The sequence below is a fragment of the Cryobacterium sp. 10S3 genome, from assembly GCF_034344045.1.
Lineage (GTDB): Bacteria > Actinomycetota > Actinomycetes > Actinomycetales > Microbacteriaceae > Cryobacterium > Cryobacterium glucosi.
The window spans coordinates 177090-194948 of the sequence record NZ_CP133773.1 but is presented as its reverse complement, the minus strand read 5'-3'; the positions used below and the strand labels follow the sequence as shown (position 1 = coordinate 194948).

Genomic DNA, 17859 nt, shown 5'->3' with positions numbered 1-17859 from the left:
CATGTCAGACACCAACGCTCCGACCTCCACCGGGGCCGGCACCGGCACGCCCGGCACGCCCGGCGCGACCAACAGCCACGGCACGCCCGGCACCCGACCTCCCGTCGTGATCCCCCGCCACGCGTGGCAGGCCCTGATCGTGCTGCTGGCCGGCATGTTCATGGCGCTGCTCGACACCACGATCGTGAACGTCGCCCTGCCGACCATCCGGGAGAGCCTGAACGCCTCAGAGGCGACGCTGTCCTGGATCATCTCCGGGTATGCGCTCGCGTTCGGGCTCGCGCTCATCCCCGCCGGGCGCCTCGGCGACCGGATCGGCCACAAGTGGGTCTTCTTCACCGGGCTCGCGCTCTTCACCCTCGCGAGCCTCGCCTGCGGCCTCGCGCAGAACGACCTGCAGATGATCATCGCTCGCGTCGTGCAGGGCCTCGCCGGCGGTATCTTCGTGCCCGCCGTCACAGCAGTGATCCAGCTCCTGTTCCCGCCGATGGCGCGCGGCAAGGCGTTCGCCATCATGGGCTCGGTCATCGGCGTCTCGACCGCGCTCGGCCCGATCCTCGGCGGCCTGATCATCCAGGCGTTCGGCGACGAGAACGGCTGGCGCCTGGTGTTCTGGGTCAACCTCCCGATCGGCGTCGCGGCGCTCATCGCCGCCGTGTTCATGCTCCCCGCCGGCGCCGAGCGCGACCCGAACAAGCCGAGCTCGGGCATCGACTTCGTCGGGCTCGTGCTGCTCTCCGGCGGCCTCGTCGCCCTCCTCGTGCCGCTCATCGAGGGCCAGGACCAGGGCTGGCCACTATGGACCTACCTCACCCTCGTCGCCGGCGCGCTGCTCCTCGCCGCGTTCGGGGCCTGGGAAGTCAACTACACCCGCCGCGGCAAGAGCCCGCTCGTGCCGCCGCACCTGTTCTCGCACCCGGCCTTCTCCGGTGGAGTCGTGCTCGCGCTCGTCTACTTCGCGGCGTTCACAAGCATCTTCTTCACGATCTCGATCCTCTGGCAGGCGGGCCTCGGCCACACCGCCCTCGAGTCCGGGCTCGTCTCGATCCCCTTCGCGATCGGCAACATCGTCGGCGCCTCGCAGAGCAACCGGCTCGCGCAGCGCCTCGGCCGCACGGTGCTCGTGATCGGCGTGACCCTCGTCACGACCGGCCTGATCTGGATCTACCTCGCCCTGCTCCTGATCGGCCCGTCGATCACCAACTGGGAGCTGCTGCCGCCGCTGCTCATCGCAGGCCTCGGCAGCGGATTCTTCATCGCCCCGAACGCGCAGTTCATCGTCGCGACCGTCGACCGCGCAGAGGCCGGTGCCGCGAGCGGTGTCGTCGGCGTGATGCAGCGGGTCGGCGCCGCCGTCGGCATCGCCGTGATCGGCAGTGTGCTCTTCGGCAACCTCGTCGTCGCCGGGCCGGGGAAGGACGCGCTGGCGTCCGCATTCACGACCGCCGCGACGGATGCGATGGCCGTCAGCGCCGCGTTCAGCGTGCTGGCGCTGCTGCTCGTCTTCGTGCTGCCGAAGCGGGTCGACGCGCACTTCTAGCCCGCGGCATCCGCCCGTCGCGTCGCACGCGGCATCGCGTCGGCGTTCGACGATCGGATGCAGCGGGTCAGCCGACCCGGGTGAGCTCGGTGAACGACATGGTCGCGTTCGAACCGTTGATGCAGGTTTGGTACAGCAGGCCGTAGCCGCGCGGGATGGAGTCGGTGCGTTCGGTGTTCGCGTTGAGAACTGCGACGACCGCGCCGACCCGGTAGGTGCCCGACCGCACCCCGGTCAGCGCGATGAGAGTGCCGTCCGCCGGGAAGTGCGACCCGCCGCACGACCAGTGCTCGGCGATCACCGCGACTCCGTAGTTGCCGCTGAGGTCGACGGCACCCTGGCAGCTGTCGATCTCGGCCTGCCAGCCGCTCGTCCAGACGTATTTTGTGTAGGTGGGCACGCCCTGCGCGGCGGCGGATGCTGCCGCTTCCGCCTCCGCAACGGCCTGCGCGGCCGCGGCGACCCGTGCCGCCTCGGCAGCAACGGCCGCAGCTTCCGCGACCCGCGCCTCCTCCGCAACCCGGGCAACCTCCGCGACCCGGGCGACTTCGGCAACCCGGGCAACTTCCGCGACCCGTGCGACCTCGGCGATGCGCGCCGCTTCTGCGATCCGTTCCGTCTGCGCGGCGGTGGACTGCGTGGCGCCGAACGCGAGCCGGGCCGCCGCCCCGGGGAACCCCGGCCGAGGGGACTGCCAGTCGACGAGACCACGAGAGGGACCTTTCCGGTCGAGAGTGACCGGCACAAAGGTCACTCTCGACCGGAAAGGTGTGCGCTGCAGGTTCGCGTACCGGCCGGACCCCACGGCGCCGACCGCCGAGTCGGACGAGTCGGAGGAGCCGGAGGAGCCGGTCGCGACAGCGGCGGACGCGGAGGCGGGGTCGGGCGCGGGGGCATCCGCTGTAATGCGGGCCGCGGCGAACGTGGGCGTCGCCGCGACGAGCACGAGGCTCACGGCCCCGACGACGCGGGCACACCCGCCGACCGTTCGGCGAAACCACGACCGGTGTTGTGGCGCGTCCATAGCAACCTGCCCGTGCCGCCCCTGTTCGGGTGGGGGCGGCCCAGTCAGTAAATCCCGGTCAGCGGGACGTGACTACCCCTCAGCTTCTTCCCCGAACAGGGGTATTATGCCGCGGCGTCCGCGGGGTCCGCACGCAGGTCGGCCACGATCTCGAGCGAGCGGATGCGCCCCACAAGCGTCGCGGACTGCGCACTGAGCATGAGCTCATCGGCCCCTGTGGCATCGAGGAGCGCCGTGAGCCGGGCATCCACCTCGGCCGGGGTGCCCACGGCCTGGCGGCGATTCCGTGACGCCACGAACGAGAGCTCATACTCGGTGAAACGGTAGGCGAGCGCCTCCTCGAACGACACCGGAGCGGGCTTCTTGCCCTGCCGCATCCGCAGGAACGTGATCAGCCCGGGCAGCGACTCCCGGCGCACCACTTCGGGGTCGTCGTCGCTGATCAGCCCGACCGCGATCATCGCGTGCGGGGCGGCCAGGAACGCGCTCGGCTCGAAGTGCGCCCGGTACAGGTCGAGGGCTTCCTCGGTGTGCTCGCCCGCGAAGTGGTGCGCGAACGTGAACGGCAGCCCGAGCGCCCCGGCGAGCTGCGCGCTGAACCCGCTCGAGCCGAGCAGCCACGTCTCCGGGGCATCGCCGAGCCCCGGGTAGGCCGTGATGCCGCGCAGTGGGTTATCCGCCGCCATGCCGCCGTGGAAGAACCCGATCAGGTCCACAAGCTGTTGCGGGAAATCGTCGACACCCAGCCCGGATTCGCTCCGGCGCAGGGCGAGCGCCGTCGCGCCGTCGGTGCCGGGCGCCCGCCCGATGCCGAGGTCGATCCGGTCGCCGTAGAGGGCGCGCAGGGTGCCGAACTGCTCGGCGACGACAAGCGGGGCATGGTTGGGCAGCATCACGCCGCCAGACCCGACCCGGATCCGCGTCGTCCGCGCCGCGATCCCCGCGATCAGCACGGGCGGCGCGCTCGAGGCGATCGCCGGCATGTTGTGGTGCTCGGCCACCCAGAACCGGTCGTAGCCGAGCTCCTCCGCACGCTGCGCCAGACGGATGCTGCCGGCCACGGCCTCCGCGTTACTGCCGCCCGCGGGGCGGCTGGCCAGGTCGAGCACGCTGATCGGCAAAGTTTTCATCTTCTATTCAAACAACGTTTGAACGTGCGAGATTCCCTGCTTTGCGCACCCCGCCGGTGCATAACTCCTGCAAACTCTCGGAAAACCCCGCAAAGTGGGCACTTTGGGCCTGTTTCGAGAGGATGTGCAGGAGTTATGCCGTTCCTGAGAGTCTCTCCGGATCTGACCAAAGGCACATTCGATTGGATACAGTATCACCACCAACAGCACACGATAGGCCCGGCCATGAATCAATTACGTGACCACACCGTCATTGATGCCGGTTCCAAGTCTTCCTTCTCGCAGCGCGAACGCGCCGACCAGGACCCGATGCCCTCACACGCGTTCCGAGCGATGGCATTGCTCGACGTGCGCGGACTCACCGTGGCCACCGCCCGTCCGGGCACTCGCGACCGCGCCGCAACGCCCGGTGAACAAGAGGTGTCCCGCGTCGCGCTCACCCTGATGCAGGGCGAGGCGGTGGCCCTCGTCGGCGAGTCCGGCAGCGGCATGACCGCCACGGCGCTCGCCATCGCCGGCCTGCTGCCCCCGACCAAGACCGTGACGAACGGGTCGATCCTGTTCAACGGCCAGGAACTCGTCGGTCTGAGCCGTCGCGCCCAAGCGCGCCTGCTCGGCGCGAACATTGGATACCTTCCCCCCGACCTGCTGGGGTCTCTCGACCCCACCCGCACCATCCTCAGCCAGCTCGCGACCCCGCTCAGGCGACGCCTCGGACTCGACCGCCCCGCCGCCCGCGCGCGCACCCTCAAGGCCCTCGCCCGCGTCGGCCTGGACAGCCCCGAGGTCGTCGCACTCTCCTACCCGGGCGACCTCTCCCCCGTCGTCATCCAGCGTGTGGCCGTCGCCGCGGCCCTGTCCATTGACCCCGAGCTCCTCATCGCCGCGATCCCCGCCGACCCCGCGCACGCCCGCCCGCTCGCCGACCTGCTCCGCCTCGTGCGCGCCCTGCAGAGCAAGCTCCAGTTCGCGCTCATCCTGGTCACCGACGACGTCGGCGTCGCCGCCGAGTGCTGCGAGCGCATCGCGGTTCTGCAGGCCGGACGCATCGTCGAACAAAGCTCGGTCCACGAGCTGCTCGAGTCCCCGCAGCATCCGCACACCCAGCGGATGCTCGACGCCCGCCAGCCGTATACCCTCAGTCCCGCAGACCTCGCACCCGGGGCCAGGTCCGGCGTACCGGAGGTCGTCGCGCTGCACTCCGTGAGCGCCTCCGCGTTCTACCACGGCGCCGGCACCGGCTAACCCCCTCCCCCAACACCGCGCGCCGCCCCACATCCGCCCCTGACCGATTCGACGGACTTTTTCCGTTCGGAACCGGTTCAACCTCCGTCCCGCGTGCCAAAAACCCGAGAACTCCGTCGAATTGGTTCGCGCGGACTCCAGCGGGCGACCAGCCGGAAGGCATACAGTGGACGGATCGCTGGTGACGTGGTCCACAACCCGACGCCGTCGGACCGGTCGCTCACCCGCTCTGTTCCGGGGAGGTGCTGTGGTGTTCGACACGATCGCTGGACGGCAGGGACGACCCGTCCCCGCGGGGACCGGGCACCGGCATCCGCTTCTGCGCCGCTGGGTGATCGCCCTCGCCGTCGTCTACGTGGTCGCCCTCGCCCTGATCGCGTTCTGGCCGGTTCCGGTCGACCGTAACATCGACGGCCCGCTGCTGCACCTGATCAACTGGCTGCACCAGCACGGCGCCCCGGGCTGGTTCCGCTACAGCACGGTCGAGTTCGGCGCGAACATCGTGCTGTTCATCCCGGTCGGGGTGTTCATCGTGGTGCTCGCCGGCGCCCGGCGCTGGTGGTTGGCGATTCTCGTCGGGTTCGCCGCGAGCTGCACAATCGAGCTCTGCCAGCTGTTCTTCCTCTCGAACCGCTTCGCGACCCTCAACGACGTCATCGCCAACACGAGCGGGGCCGTCGTCGGCGCCCTCCTCGGCCTCGTGCTGCTGATCCTCGCCGAGATCGCCCGCCCGCGCACCCACGCTGCGGATGTCTAACTCACCGTCCCGAGGAACCTCGGCCGGGGACGCCGGGCAAGTTCAGCACCGGCCGTGATGACGGGAGCCGGTTTTTCTTACTGGCCGTCGGCCGGGGAATGGCCTAGCATTTTGCTTATCAGCCGGGCAGCCTCGGCGCTGCGAAGGTCGGGGGAATCATGAAGAGAATGTCGTTCTGCGGCATGACGTTCCTCACCACGGATGCCGTTGCCGACGCGGTGCTGGAGCTGACAGCGCTGCTCACGTACGGCCACAATTCGGAACTGCTCGTGGTTCCCTCCTTCACCCTGGACGGCAGCGAAAAACTCGTCAACCTTCTTGTCGCCCCCGGCAGCGAACTCATCAGCATTCCAGAGGACGACTTCGGGGCCGAACGTGACACGTCCCGCGCAGTGGCGGTCCTGCGCGATCAAATCGACGTCCTCACTTCCGAGCGCGACACCGGAATCACCACCACACGGGCGGTCGCATCGTCGAGTGCCGACTGGGCGTCCGAAGACCACTGGGACGACGTCTACTAGCTCCGTCCGAGCCCGGCGTGCACCGTTCCCCGACCCCTAGTCAGTATCAAAACGCGCACCACGACCCGCATCCGCATTCTCGAACCCCGCACCATCACCAGGTCCGGGCTCAGCACCGTCCCAGCCTAGAATCGCGTTTCGCGCGCCGAGTACATGAGCGCGCATCGTCGCTTCGGCCCACAGCGCATCGTGCGTTCGGAGCGCGGCGAGGAGGTCTCTATGGTGGTGGTTGCTGATAGCCCGAAAATGTCCGCCCTCACGGCGGAAGACCTCCGCCATCATCGGCACACGGCCGACGGAGTTGATCAGCCGGACCAGCTTCTGATGCCCCGATGCCGCTATGACAACGTGGTGGAATTCGGCGTTGAGCTCGCCCAGGCGGGCGACACCCTCGTCGTCAGTGGACAGCACAAAATCGTCCATCGCGACGATGAGTTCAGCGAGTCGAGCGAGAGTGACGTCGTCGATGCGGGCCGCAGCCAGGCCGGCGGCGCGACTCTCCAGATCGCCGCGCAGCACGTACGTGTCCCGCACCTGTTCCTTCGTCCAGGAGACGACCGTCGCACCGCGATGGGGCGTGAATTCCACCAACCCGGACTCGTGCAGGCGGCGGAGAGCCTCACGAACCGGGGTGCGGCTGAGACCCAGCTCTTCCGCAAGGGACTGCTCCCTGATCACCGCTCGTGCGGGGATCTCGCCCGAAAGGATGCGACGACGGAGGTACTCGAACGCGGCCTCCCCGCCCGTCACTCCCTCCGGAGCACGTGTGGCTTGGGTTGTCTGCACTGACGTCATGGCCTATCCATTTCTTACGAGCATGCGCGCAAAACCTCTGAACGCGCAGAACACTTTCGGGTGAACACGATTATCGTCCAGAAGCGCCATCTGGGCAACGACTTTAACGCTCGGTGTTAGCGCTCCCCCCGCCGCTGTGGTGTCGACCTCGCCTCAGATCAGGTCCATCCCCGAGTTTTCCCACCCGCAGCCCTCTCGCGGGCACCGATCCACCCAGGACCGCACGTCAAGCTCCGCCAGCATGGCATAAGGCCCGCGCACGACAGGGCTGTCGCAGTTCGGGCACAAGAGAATGAACATGCGATCATCGTAGGCACAATCTGGCTTGAGGAGCCAGCCACGCAGTGTCACATCCCCGCGGTAGAGGTCACTTCCTTGCAACCGGCCCGACGACCACGCCACGCTGTACGACTGCCGCCCCAGGACCTACGGCGCCGGGACTATCTGCATGGTCTGGTACTCTGGCTCGAACGTGTCGAGGGTATCCGTCTGGAACGCGTGCTGCACTGTCGCGAGCTTCGCCAGGTCGAGGTTCACGATCGACTGCCCGTCGCTCGACACTGCGATCCCCTTGGTCGGCGCCGTGAAGAACGTGAAATCCGTCGAGCCGATGCTGGCCAGCGACCCCGCAAGCGCCGTCAGGTAGTCCACGTTGAGGCCTTCGTCCACGGCAATGTACGGACGCACCGCAGACAAGAGGGCGGAGACCTTGCCGGGATCGGTCAGCGTCTCCGGCTGCATCGCCTTGGTGAGCGTGGCCCGCATCACCAGCTGCTGGTTGCGCACCCGTTGGAAGTCCCCGTCGGGGAACGCCCGCCACTCGCGCGCGAAGGCGAGGGTCTCGTCGCCGGTGAGGTGCTGCATCCCCGACGGGTAGTAGTGATCGCTCGCGGAGGACTGGAAACCGACCGGGTTCAGGATGTCCACCCCGCCGAGCGCATCGGTGAGCCCCTTGTACCCGGCGTAGTCCACGAGTGCGACGTGGTCGATGCGCGTGCCGATGAGTCCCTCGATCGTCTGCACGGCGAGCGGAACGCCGCCATAGGAGAGCGCCGCGTTGATCTTGTCCGAGCCATGGCCGGGCAGGTCGAGCCAACTGTCCCGCAGGATCGACATCACGTAGACGTGGTGCCTGTCTGCCGGAATGTGTACAACCATGATGGTGTCGGAGCGCTGTTTACTGATGTTCACGAGCGAACCGTTGACTTGATCCCACGTGTCCGAGCCCAGCAGCAGGATGTTCTGCGCCCCTGCGGCGAGCCCGGTCGATGCTGGCGGCCGGGCGGCATCCGCCGGAAACGGGTGAGACAGGGTGGGGAGCTTAAGGTCGAAGAGTCGCCCCACGATGGACCCGATGCTCGCGACACCGGCCGCCGCCGCCAGAACGAGCACGAGCACGATGGAGGTGATTCGCCAGACCCCCGACGGCTGGCGTACAGCGGCCGCCTCCGTCACGATTCTCGATTCGGATTCGACACGGTGGGCCTCCAGCAGTCGCGGTGTAAGAACGGTGCGTTTCAGGTGCAAACAATATAGCTCGGGCCGCAAGCCCTGTCCCGGGGGACGAAAGCCCAAATACACCCGCAAACGGGGGGCGACACGCCGTCTATCACCGCGTAATGACGCCGTAACCTTTCTTCAATAACCTGAGTGGCATGACCACGAAGATAACCAAAGCCGTCATCCCCGCCGCCGGGTTGGGTACGCGCTTCCTGCCCGCCACGAAGGCCATGCCCAAGGAGATGCTCCCGGTCGTGGACAAGCCGGCAATCCAGTACGTCGTGGAGGAAGCCGTCGCCGCCGGCCTCACCGACGTGCTCATGATCACGGGCCGCAACAAGAACGCGCTCGAGAACCACTTCGACCGGATGACCGAGCTCGAGGACCTCCTCGAAAAGAAGGGCGACCAGGACCGCCTCGCCAAGGTGCGTTTCGCCACCGGACTCGCCGACGTGCACTACGTGCGCCAGGGCGACCCGCTCGGTCTCGGCCACGCCGTATTGCGTGCAAGGATGCACATCGGGTTCGAGCCCTTCGCCGTTCTCCTGGGCGACGACATCATCGACGACCGCGATGTGCTGCTGTCCAAGATGCTCACCGAGCAGACCAAACGCAACGCCACGATCATCGCCCTGATGGAGGTCGAGCCGGAGGCCATCCACCTCTATGGCTGCGCCGCCGTCGCGACCACGGACGACCCCGACGTGGTGAAGGTGACCGGCCTGGTCGAGAAGCCTTCCGCAGCGGATGCCCCGTCGAACCTGGCCATCATCGGTCGCTACGTGCTCCGCCCCGAGATCTTCGAGGTATTGCAGAACACCAAGCCCGGCAAGGGCAACGAGATCCAGCTCACCGATGCCCTGCAGGTGATGGCGGTCAACCCGCAGTTCACGGGCGGCGTCTATGGCGTCATCTTCCGCGGTCGCCGCTACGACACCGGCGACCGGCTCGACTACATCAAGGCCATCGTGCAGCTCGCTGTCGACCGCCCCGACCTCGGCCCGGACCTGCGCGTCTGGCTGCAGGAGTTCGCCGCGACCCTCGAATAGCGGGAGCACGCAGCACCCCGAAGGGGCACGGAACCGTCTGGTTCCGTGCCCCTTCTTGTGGGTACACCGGCAGTGCGTGACGAGTTCATTTCCCGGACATTGCGCTTTGTAAAAGTTCAGCACGTTCGTACTTCTTCGGCCGTATTCTGGCCAGAGTGCACTAACGATTCCGCCCCGACCCCGCCAATCGTCACCAGAGGATTCACAATGTCGTCACCGCGCCCCGAAACGCCGCCACCCTCGCCCGACTCCTTTCCTGCCGCCTGGCAGGTCGACCTAAAATCGATCCACCCGCTCGTTCTCGACAAGTTCGACAACCCGAAGGCCGTGCCGAAGATCGTCTCGGTCTACTACCCCCTGCAGGGTTGGAACAATTCGATGAAGCGCGCTGTACTCACGATCGGGCTCGTCCAAGACCTCCGCGCCGACGGGGCCACCCTCGTGCTCGCGAAATGGCGGAAGCTCGAGCGCAAGTTAACGCTGAGCACCCTGGACGTCCCAGTCGACGGAGGCTGACGACTCGTCAGACGGATGCGGCGGCGAGCTTGGGAATCAACGTCTCCAGGAACGCGGCAGTGTCTTCCCAGCCCTCGACAGCGAAGCACTCGACCCCGAGCGCGAGCACCGGGTAATCGTTGCCGTTCTCGTCGAGGCGGTCGCCCACGAAGAGCATGTCGTCGAGGGGCACACCGGTCAGCTGGGCGAGCTTCTTCATGCCGTAGGCCTTGTCGATGCCCTGTCGGGTGATATCGACAGAGGTTGACCCTCCGGAGCGCACCTCGAGGTCGGGCAGCAGTAGCTGCACCGCTTCACGCAGGGTGTTCTTCTTGCTTCCGGTCGGGTCCCAGGCGACCTTGGATGCCACGGGAGCGGCCTGGCCGAGTGCCGAGAACGTGATCTGTGAACCGCGGTCTTCGAGGATCGGGCCCCAGGTGTCGCTCTCCCAGTAGCCGAGCTGCCGGGCCGTGGTCTCTACGGCCACGAGCGCGCGCGACTTCTGATCATCCGAGAGGTACTCCGCGTAAATCTGTGTCCAGCCACCCTGCTTATGCAGGAAGTACTGCGTACCGCAGGTGGGCATCAGGTGCAGGCGGGCCAGCGCGGCGTCGTCGACGTCGATGAGGTTGTCGATGAGTTGCATGTGGAACTGGCCGATCTGGCCACCGGAAATCACGCAGACCTCCACAACACCGAGCAGGCGCACCATCAGGTCTGCCATCCGAGGATCGATCGGAGACTTGGAGGCGGCAAGAGTGTCGTCCAGGTCAAAGGCCACCAAGCGGGGAAGAGTCGTCATGAGCGTGCTGTGTTCCTATCTGAATACTGAGAATGCCCGATGTCGGTGTGGTTATGGACGGCCCAGACCATGGTACGTCCAGCCGGCAGCACGCCATGCGGCGGCGTCGAAGGAGTTACGTCCATCGATGACGATCTTGTTCTTGACCAGGGCACCGACCCACGCCGGGTCGAGGTGCCGGAATTCAGGCCACTCGGTCACGAGCACGACAGCGTCGGCGCCGCGCAAGGTCTCCTCGAGGTCGGTCGAATAGGTGAGCTGCGGGTGCCGGGCCCGCGAGTTCTCGATCCCCTGAGGGTCAGTCGCAACGACGTTGGCGCCAAGACCGTGCAGTTGCACAGCAACGTCGAGTGCTGGCGAGTCACGCACATCGTCGGAGTGCGGCTTGAAGCTGAGGCCGAGCACGGCCACCTTGGCGTTGTAGGCGCTACCGCCGAGTGCCGAGACGGTGAGGTCGATCGCACGCTGGCGTCGACGCAGGTTGATCGCATCGACCTCTTTGAGGAACCCGACAGACTCGCCACGCCCGAGCTCTTCGGCTCGGGCAGTGAAGGCACGGATATCCTTTGGGAGGCAGCCGCCGCCGAAACCGACTCCAGCGCCTAAGAAGCGACGCCCGATGCGGTTGTCGTAGCCGATCGCGTCGGCAAGCTGGGTCACGTCAGCACCGGTGACCTCGGCGATTTCGGCCATGGCGTTGATGAAGCTGATCTTCGTCGCGAGAAACGCGTTGGCAGCGACCTTGACGAGTTCTGCAGTGGCGAAGTCGGTGACCACGAGCGGCGTCTCGGCGGCAAGTGCGGCGGCGTAGATCTCGTTGAGCAGCGCGGTAGCGTGCTCGCCGGGCTCACCGGCGGCAACACCGTAAACGAGGCGGTCCGGACTGATGGTGTCTTTCACGGCGAAGCCCTCACGCAGGAACTCGGGGTTCCAGGCGAGTGTCGCACCGGTTCCCGATGCTTCCACGATGCCCGCGAGACGAGTGGCGGTCCCGACGGGGACAGTGCTCTTGCCCACAACCAGGTCCCCCGCGCTGAGGTGCGGCAGGAGCGCCTGTACTGCGGCGTCCACGTAGGTGAGGTCCGCGGCGTAGCTGCCGGGCCTCTGAGGGGTGCCAACCGCGACGAAGTGCACGCGGGAGCCAGCAACTTCGGCAATGTCCGTGCTGAAGCGGAGCCGACCCGTGGCCATGGCCGAGGTCAGGATCTCGGGAAGGCCGGGTTCGAAGAACGGCGGAAGTCCGACGGCAAGCTGCGCGATCTTCTTCGCGTCGACGTCGATACCGACGACCTCGTGCCCGAGTTCGACCATCGCGGCCGCGTGCACGGCCCCGAGATACCCACAACCAATGACAGAAATCTTCATACGTCTAACTCCATACAAAAAGCCTAACGGCGGCGGAACCGAGAATCGAACTCACCTCGGTGTAACGGACGGCAGCGCACCTGCCTCCTGCGTCAAGAAAGGCCCCGGACGATGTCCGGGGCCTTCCTGGGGGTTTCACTTCGTGGCGATCAACTTCACACAGTGTCGGAAGAAGTTGCCTGTTGAGTAAACGCTACGCGGCTACGCGGCGACGGCGAACGAAGCTCAGCACAACCACGAGGGCGATACCGAGGAGGAGCGCGCCAGCGGCCGCCCAGATCAGAAGGACCGGGGTGTTATAGCCGGTGCTGGCGAGGGTCTGACCGGTGGCGCCGTTGTCAGCGGCCACGACGGTGAGTGTCGCGGTACCGACGGTGCCGGATGTGAGGCCGGTGGCCGTGGTTGTGTAGGAACCGGTCGCATCCGTCGGAAGCGTGACGGATACGCTGGCTGCGCCGGTGGTGGTGGCCGACTTGACGAGAGTCGCGGTTCCGGACTTCACGATGGAGAGAGTGGCGAGGCCCGAACCGGTGACAGCGAAGGAGACGCTCTCGCCGGGCGTGAAGGACGCGCCGTCGAACGAGACCGTCACTGCCTGGCCGGGAACCGGGGTGCTGTCGGAGACGGCAACGTTTGCTGCCGGGACGTAGCCGGCAGCGTTAGCTGCGGCCGGTACTGCGAAAACGGCGAGGACTGCGAGTCCAATCACCGCCAGGATCTTTTTTGCCATGGTGTTATCCCTGCTGTGGATCAAATGATTTTTCGCCGACACTGGCTGACCTCGAGTGAGGCTACCCCCTACTTTAGGGGACATTCACAGCCCGCTTCCAGTTCGCGTGTTTCTATCGGGTGAACATTTCGTTGCATTGCATACACCCGAGTAGGCCAAAAGCGAGCGCACGCCTCGCGGGCGTGCGCTCGCTTTTCGCTCAACACCCCTACTGTCGAATGCTAGTGACGTGGTCCCGGTACCACTGAACCGTTGACACAAGCCCGTCTTCCAGCCCGATCTGAGCTGTCCAGCCTGCGTCTGCGAGCTTGGAGACGTCGAGGAGTTTCTGGGGCGTGCCGTCCGGCTTCTCAGTGTCCCAAAGAGTCTCTCCTGTGAATCCCACGACCCGCGCGATTGTCTCCGCAATTTCACGAATAGTCACGTCGGACCCGGTGCCTACGTTTACCTGCTCGGGACCGTCGTAGTGTTCCATCAAGTGCAAACACGCTGCGGCCATGTCGTCGACGTGTAGGAACTCGCGGCGTGGAGTGCCTGTCCCCCAGTTGGTAACCGTCGCGATGCCAGACTGCGCCGCCTCGTCATATCGACGGATGAGGGCCGGAAGAACGTGTGACCCTTTCGGTGAGAAATTGTCTCCAGGACCATAGAGGTTCGTCGGCATCGCTGAGATCCACGGCAAGCCGTACTGGCGCCGAACGGCCTGAATCTGCAGGATTCCTGCGATCTTCGCGATCGCGTAGGCGTCGTTCGTCGGTTCGAGGTGTCCGGTGAGGAGGGTGTCCTCTCGTATTGGTTGCGGGGCGAGACGCGGATAGATGCAGGACGATCCCAGAAACAGGAGGCGTTCGACGCCATACTTTAGGGCTGCGTCGAGCACGTTCACCTGTATCCGCAAGTTGTCGCTCAAGAAGTCGACCGGGAACGTGCTGTTCGCCAGGATCCCGCCCACCTTCGCGGCCGCCAATACTACGTAACGCGGCTTCGCTTCCTCAAAGAACGCGAAAACGGCATCTCGGTCCTTGAGATCCAGGTCAGAAGAGTTCCGACCGACCAGATCGGTGAATCCCTCCGCCTCGAGTCGGCGCCAGATCGCGGATCCGACCAAGCCGCGATGACCTGCGACGTAAAACCGGCTTGAGCGATCCAGGACTCCTGGCACGAATTCGACGTGGTCGCGGTCGTCAGCCATGACTACTTCGTACCCCAGCTCGCGAGCTTGACCTCGTCGATCCAGTGGCCACCCGCATGCTCGAGCGCGACGATGTCGGCGTCCACCATGATGCGGGCGAGTTCAGCGGTGTCGACCGTGGCCTTCCAGCCAAGCTTGGCCTCAGCTTTGGAGGCGTCGCCAACGAGTGCGTCCACCTCCGTGGGGCGCAAGTATCGCTCGTCGAAGCGCACGTGATCTTCCCATTTGAGGCCGGCGTGGCTGAACGAGGTTGCCACGAAGTCCCGCACCGTGAAGTTTCCGCCGGTGGCAAGGACAAAGTCATCGGGCTCGTCAACCTGCAGCATGCGCCACATGCCCTCTACATATTCTGCGGCGTAGCCCCAGTCACGGATCGAATCGAGGTTGCCGAGGTAGACATGATCCTGTTTACCCGCCTTGATGGCTGCGACGGCGCGTGTGATCTTTCGAGTAACAAAAGTCTCGCCACGGCGCGGAGATTCGTGGTTAAAGAGAATTCCATTCACGGCAAACATGTCATATGCCTCGCGGTAATTCTTAGTGATCCAGTAGCTGTAAACCTTGGCTGCGCCGTACGGCGAGCGGGGGTAGAACGGGGTCTCCTCATTCTGAGGTGGCGGAGTAGCCCCAAACATCTCCGAGCTCGACGCCTGGTAGAACCGTGTCTCAATACCAGACATGCGTACGGCCTCGAGCAGGCGGATGGTGCCCATACCCGTCGTGTCACCGGTGTGCTCGGGCTCGTCGAAGGACACACGAACATGCGATTGCGCAGCAAGGTTGTAGACCTCGTGCGGCTGAATCTCGGCGAGCAGAGTTACAAGGCGGCTGCCGTCACTGAGATCGCCATAGTGAAGGAACAACTTGGCCTCGGGGTCGTGCGGGTCAACATACAGGTGATCAATTCGGGCCGTATTGAACGTCGAAGCACGTCGAATTAGCCCGTGCACCTCGTAACCCTTCGAGAGCAAGAGCTCGGCAAGGTACGAACCATCCTGACCAGTAATTCCAGTGATGAGAGCGCGCTTTGTCATGAATTTCCTCCATCTTTGCCTAACGAACGCGAGTGACCATCGACATGGTCCTGCATTGACGTCAAGCCCCTTAGCCATTGAGCAAATCGGTCAATGGCCACTTCTTGCCCTAGGACGTCTGCGCGGTAGCGCATTCCATTCGCGCCGAACAAAGCAGCGCGCGCTGGGTCGTCCCGGAGCCCAATTGCCTCATCGATTATTGCCTGCGGGACTTCGGCGTCTACAACGACTCCTCCCCCCGCTGACTCGATTTCGGCCGCAGTCACCCCTCGTCGATCGGTTGCCGCGATCACGGGCCGACCTGCATTGTAATAAGACGTCAGTTTGCTGGGCACGGCCATCTCGGAAACACCGAGCTTCTCGTTGACCAACAAGATATCTGCAGATGCGAGTGCCCTTTGGAAACCAAAGTCGTCGAGAGAATCAATGAACTGCAGTCGAGAGATGCCTCTTCCTTGGGCGATGAGCGCGTCTCGTTGACTTCCGTTTCCCAATAAAACGAAGCGGACCGGGAGGTCCTGTGCTTCCGCAAGTCGTGCGGCTTCGACCACATTCCCGAGAGCCTGCTTAACCCCCATGTTCCCAGCGTGTAGGACAACGGTCTCATCGGGATTCCAGCCGTGAGTCGCACGGACGGCGGTGAAATCGAAGGGTGGCGTCGGTTTGAGGTGGGTCCAGTTTCGAATTACCTCAATTTGCGCAGATCCGATGCCGAACTTTTCACCCAGGTGGGCGGCGAACCGGGGATGAATTACGACCACGCCCGATGCTGCCGCGATCGTGACCCTCTCTACCCAAGTCACTACCCTGGTGATGAAATCTGAACCGGTCCCAGTTTCGGCCATTCCCAAGCTATAGAGGTCCTGTATCCAAATGTTAACAATGCGCTTTCGGTGGCTCATCCGCGCTCTGAGCATCGCGAGGGCGGTCGAAAAAAGCGCTGGCGACACCATCACAATCACGTCTGGGCGACCCCATTTCGCAAACATGACGCGTATTCCAAAGGAAATCTCAGAAGCCAAACGCTTTAGGCCTTCGGGCCTGGATGGAACGTAGTGCGGCAACCGTGTGACGCGAACGCCATCTAGAAATTCGGACGTCTTTCCACCGCCATAGCCGGCATGCACTTTCCACTCCGGGTAGTGAGGATGTGCCGTTATGACATCGACGGCGAAGCCGCGTTCCACAAGCCCCTGAACAAGCCCACTCGTGTATGGCGCTATCCCGGTGACCTCCGGTGAGAAGTTCAGGCCGATGACGAGCACCTTCAGCTGAGTCTGCTTGGTCAATGACGATCTGCTTTCTGGTTCTTGATACTTGCTCAAAGTCAGTTCAACTACTCAAACTGGAGGTGTGCCCGGTCCCGAAACAGGCGCTCCTGAACTCACTAACACCCTAGCGTCGTCCAGTTTCGGGCCTCCCCCCTTCGGGTTACAGCATGATTTCATTCTCATGACGTAAGGGCATCATCCGAACGACCTTCCGTACCCGTGTCAGCCGAGCGCGATTCCCACCCCCGTTGCAGGCGAACGTGGGCCCTAGGCTTACGGTGTTGACCGAAACTCCTAGGGCGTGTCCCACGGGAGGACCATCCGCGACACGGCGAGGACAAGATGACGAATAGGCCGTCTGATGAACTGGACCCAAGTGAGATTCCGGTCATCAGCCTTGCTGCAGCCCCTGGCTCGAGAGAAGCATGGGACCGCCCTAAGTTTGTGATCTATCTTTGGGCTGTCGCGGAGCTGTTGTTCGTTACGAATCCATGGCAAGTCAGTTCCGGGCTTCGCGTTCGGGTCCTGAGGGCATTCGGTGCAGACATTGGCCCAGGTGTTATATTCCGGCCCAGAACCCGAGTGAAGTTCCCGTGGAAGCTGCACGTAGGAGCGAACTCTTGGATCGGCGAAGGGGTTTGGTTCCACAATCAAGACGACGTATTTATCGGACATGATGTTTCAATTTCGCAAGAGACATTCCTAACGACAGGCAGCCACGCCCATCGTCGCGACATGGCGCTGATTACCAAGGCGATTCGGATAGGCGACGGGGCTTGGGTGACTTCCCGATGCATTGTCCTCGGCGGCGCTGATATCGGTCGTTCGGCACTCGTGACACCCGGAACAACTGTGAACGGTGCGATTCCTGCAAATCGGGTCTGGGGCCCCCGTAGCCCAGAGGATCTCGGGCCGCGATTCCGCGCATAAAGTGTTGGCTCGATGGCGCTCCGGAAAACGAGTCGCCTGTCCAACTGGATGTTGGCAGCACTTCACACCGGCTCCAGATCTGCCTCGCGCCACCGCGGCAAGACACAAGAGATTGTGGTGATGTGCTCAACTACCCCTTATCGCTCACGTCGGAACTATCGACACGGAGAGCGGTACTGTGCACGTGCCTCTGAGCATCAGAATCGAATCGTTTCCGGATGACTCGAGCGGGATTCCCGACGGCAATTCCGTAAGGCTCAATGTCATGTGTCACCACAGCACCAGCGCCAAGCACGGCCCCCTCGCCGATAGTGACCCCTCCGAGAATAATGACGCCACCGCCAATCCACACATCACTTCCAATCTGTACGGCATCCTGCGGGACTGCGGGTCGGTCTCCAACCCACGTCGAGAACGCCATTGGAATTCCCACCTCGTCGATCGAATGATCCACACGACCGACAATCTGCACCCCGCGC

Annotated in this window: 16 protein-coding genes and 1 pseudogene; 6 read left to right on the top strand and 11 right to left on the bottom strand. The window is 64.4% G+C overall.

Going from position 1 to position 17859, the window contains the following annotated elements; genetic code table 11:
• Position 1: 1 nt before the first annotated feature.
• Positions 2-1540, top strand: coding sequence for an MFS transporter (locus RHM57_RS00900; RefSeq protein ID WP_322189306.1), 1539 nt, complete (start codon positions 2-4; stop codon positions 1538-1540).
• Positions 1541-1607: 67 nt separating this feature from the next.
• On the opposite strand, the gene RHM57_RS00895 is transcribed toward RHM57_RS00900, so the two are convergent.
• Both RHM57_RS00895 and RHM57_RS00890 read right to left on the bottom strand, forming a co-directional pair.
• Positions 1608-2564: a hypothetical protein gene (locus RHM57_RS00895; protein WP_322189304.1), complete on the bottom strand. Its 957-nt coding sequence runs from the start codon at positions 2562-2564 to the stop codon at positions 1608-1610.
• A gap of 104 nt (positions 2565-2668) precedes the next feature.
• Positions 2669-3694 carry an LLM class flavin-dependent oxidoreductase gene (locus RHM57_RS00890; RefSeq protein ID WP_322189302.1) on the bottom strand — a complete coding sequence of 342 codons (1026 nt, stop codon included), beginning with the start codon at positions 3692-3694 and terminating at the stop codon, positions 2669-2671.
• Between the two features lie 225 nt (positions 3695-3919).
• On the opposite strand from RHM57_RS00890, the gene RHM57_RS00885 reads away from it, so the two are divergent.
• From RHM57_RS00885 to RHM57_RS00875, 3 genes are all read left to right on the top strand, one after another.
• A complete protein-coding gene (locus tag RHM57_RS00885; protein ID WP_322189300.1) occupies positions 3920-4939 on the top strand; it encodes an ATP-binding cassette domain-containing protein in 1020 nt (339 codons plus the stop codon).
• A gap of 250 nt (positions 4940-5189) precedes the next feature.
• Positions 5190-5696, top strand: a complete 507-nt coding sequence (locus RHM57_RS00880; RefSeq protein WP_322189298.1) for a VanZ family protein — start codon at positions 5190-5192, stop codon at positions 5694-5696.
• Between the two features lie 158 nt (positions 5697-5854).
• Positions 5855-6217 carry a hypothetical protein gene (locus tag RHM57_RS00875; protein ID WP_322189296.1) on the top strand — a complete coding sequence of 121 codons (363 nt, stop codon included), beginning with the start codon at positions 5855-5857 and terminating at the stop codon, positions 6215-6217.
• A gap of 36 nt (positions 6218-6253) precedes the next feature.
• Here the strand turns inward: RHM57_RS00875 and RHM57_RS00870 are convergent, their stop codons facing one another.
• Both RHM57_RS00870 and RHM57_RS00865 read right to left on the bottom strand, forming a co-directional pair.
• Positions 6254-7012, bottom strand: coding sequence for a GntR family transcriptional regulator (locus RHM57_RS00870; RefSeq protein ID WP_322189294.1), 759 nt, complete (start codon positions 7010-7012; stop codon positions 6254-6256).
• A 426-nt stretch (positions 7013-7438) separates the two neighbouring features.
• Positions 7439-8467 carry an LCP family protein gene (locus RHM57_RS00865; protein ID WP_322136528.1) on the bottom strand — a complete coding sequence of 343 codons (1029 nt, stop codon included), beginning with the start codon at positions 8465-8467 and terminating at the stop codon, positions 7439-7441.
• Between the two features lie 200 nt (positions 8468-8667).
• Between RHM57_RS00865 and galU the strand changes: the two genes are divergently transcribed.
• Together galU and RHM57_RS00855 are read left to right on the top strand one after the other, a co-directional pair.
• The gene (galU, locus tag RHM57_RS00860) at positions 8668-9561 is read left to right on the top strand and encodes a UTP--glucose-1-phosphate uridylyltransferase GalU (RefSeq protein ID WP_322189292.1); all 894 of its coding nucleotides are present in this window, start codon (positions 8668-8670) and stop codon (positions 9559-9561) included.
• 207 nt (positions 9562-9768) lie between these two features.
• Positions 9769-10077 (top strand): hypothetical protein, encoded by a 309-nt coding sequence (locus RHM57_RS00855; protein WP_322136530.1) that lies wholly within the window; start codon positions 9769-9771, stop codon positions 10075-10077.
• Between the two features lie 7 nt (positions 10078-10084).
• Here RHM57_RS00855 and RHM57_RS00850 read toward each other — a convergent pair whose 3' ends face one another.
• The 7 genes and pseudogenes from RHM57_RS00850 to RHM57_RS19520 all read right to left on the bottom strand — a co-directional run.
• On the bottom strand, positions 10085-10858 hold the full coding sequence (locus tag RHM57_RS00850; RefSeq protein WP_322189290.1) for an HAD-IIB family hydrolase: 774 nt from the start codon (positions 10856-10858) through the stop codon (positions 10085-10087).
• Between the two features lie 51 nt (positions 10859-10909).
• Positions 10910-12223: a UDP-glucose/GDP-mannose dehydrogenase family protein gene (locus tag RHM57_RS00845; RefSeq protein WP_322189289.1), complete on the bottom strand. Its 1314-nt coding sequence runs from the start codon at positions 12221-12223 to the stop codon at positions 10910-10912.
• 193 nt (positions 12224-12416) lie between these two features.
• Positions 12417-12953, bottom strand: a complete 537-nt coding sequence (locus tag RHM57_RS00840; RefSeq protein WP_322136531.1) for a sortase — start codon at positions 12951-12953, stop codon at positions 12417-12419.
• Positions 12954-13161: 208 nt separating this feature from the next.
• Positions 13162-14145, bottom strand: coding sequence for a GDP-L-fucose synthase (locus RHM57_RS00835; RefSeq protein ID WP_322136532.1), 984 nt, complete (start codon positions 14143-14145; stop codon positions 13162-13164).
• Between the two features lie 2 nt (positions 14146-14147).
• The gene (gmd, locus tag RHM57_RS00830) at positions 14148-15179 is read right to left on the bottom strand and encodes a GDP-mannose 4,6-dehydratase (protein WP_322136533.1); all 1032 of its coding nucleotides are present in this window, start codon (positions 15177-15179) and stop codon (positions 14148-14150) included.
• Entirely contained in the window at positions 15176-16468 is a 1293-nt protein-coding gene (locus RHM57_RS00825; RefSeq protein WP_322140625.1) for a glycosyltransferase, read from the bottom strand. Before RHM57_RS00825 ends, gmd begins: the two co-directional genes overlap by 4 nt.
• 1108 nt (positions 16469-17576) lie before the next feature.
• Positions 17577-17744 (bottom strand): annotated as a pseudogene (locus tag RHM57_RS19520) (DapH/DapD/GlmU-related protein); the annotation flags it as partial.
• Positions 17745-17859: the final 115 nt, after the last annotated feature.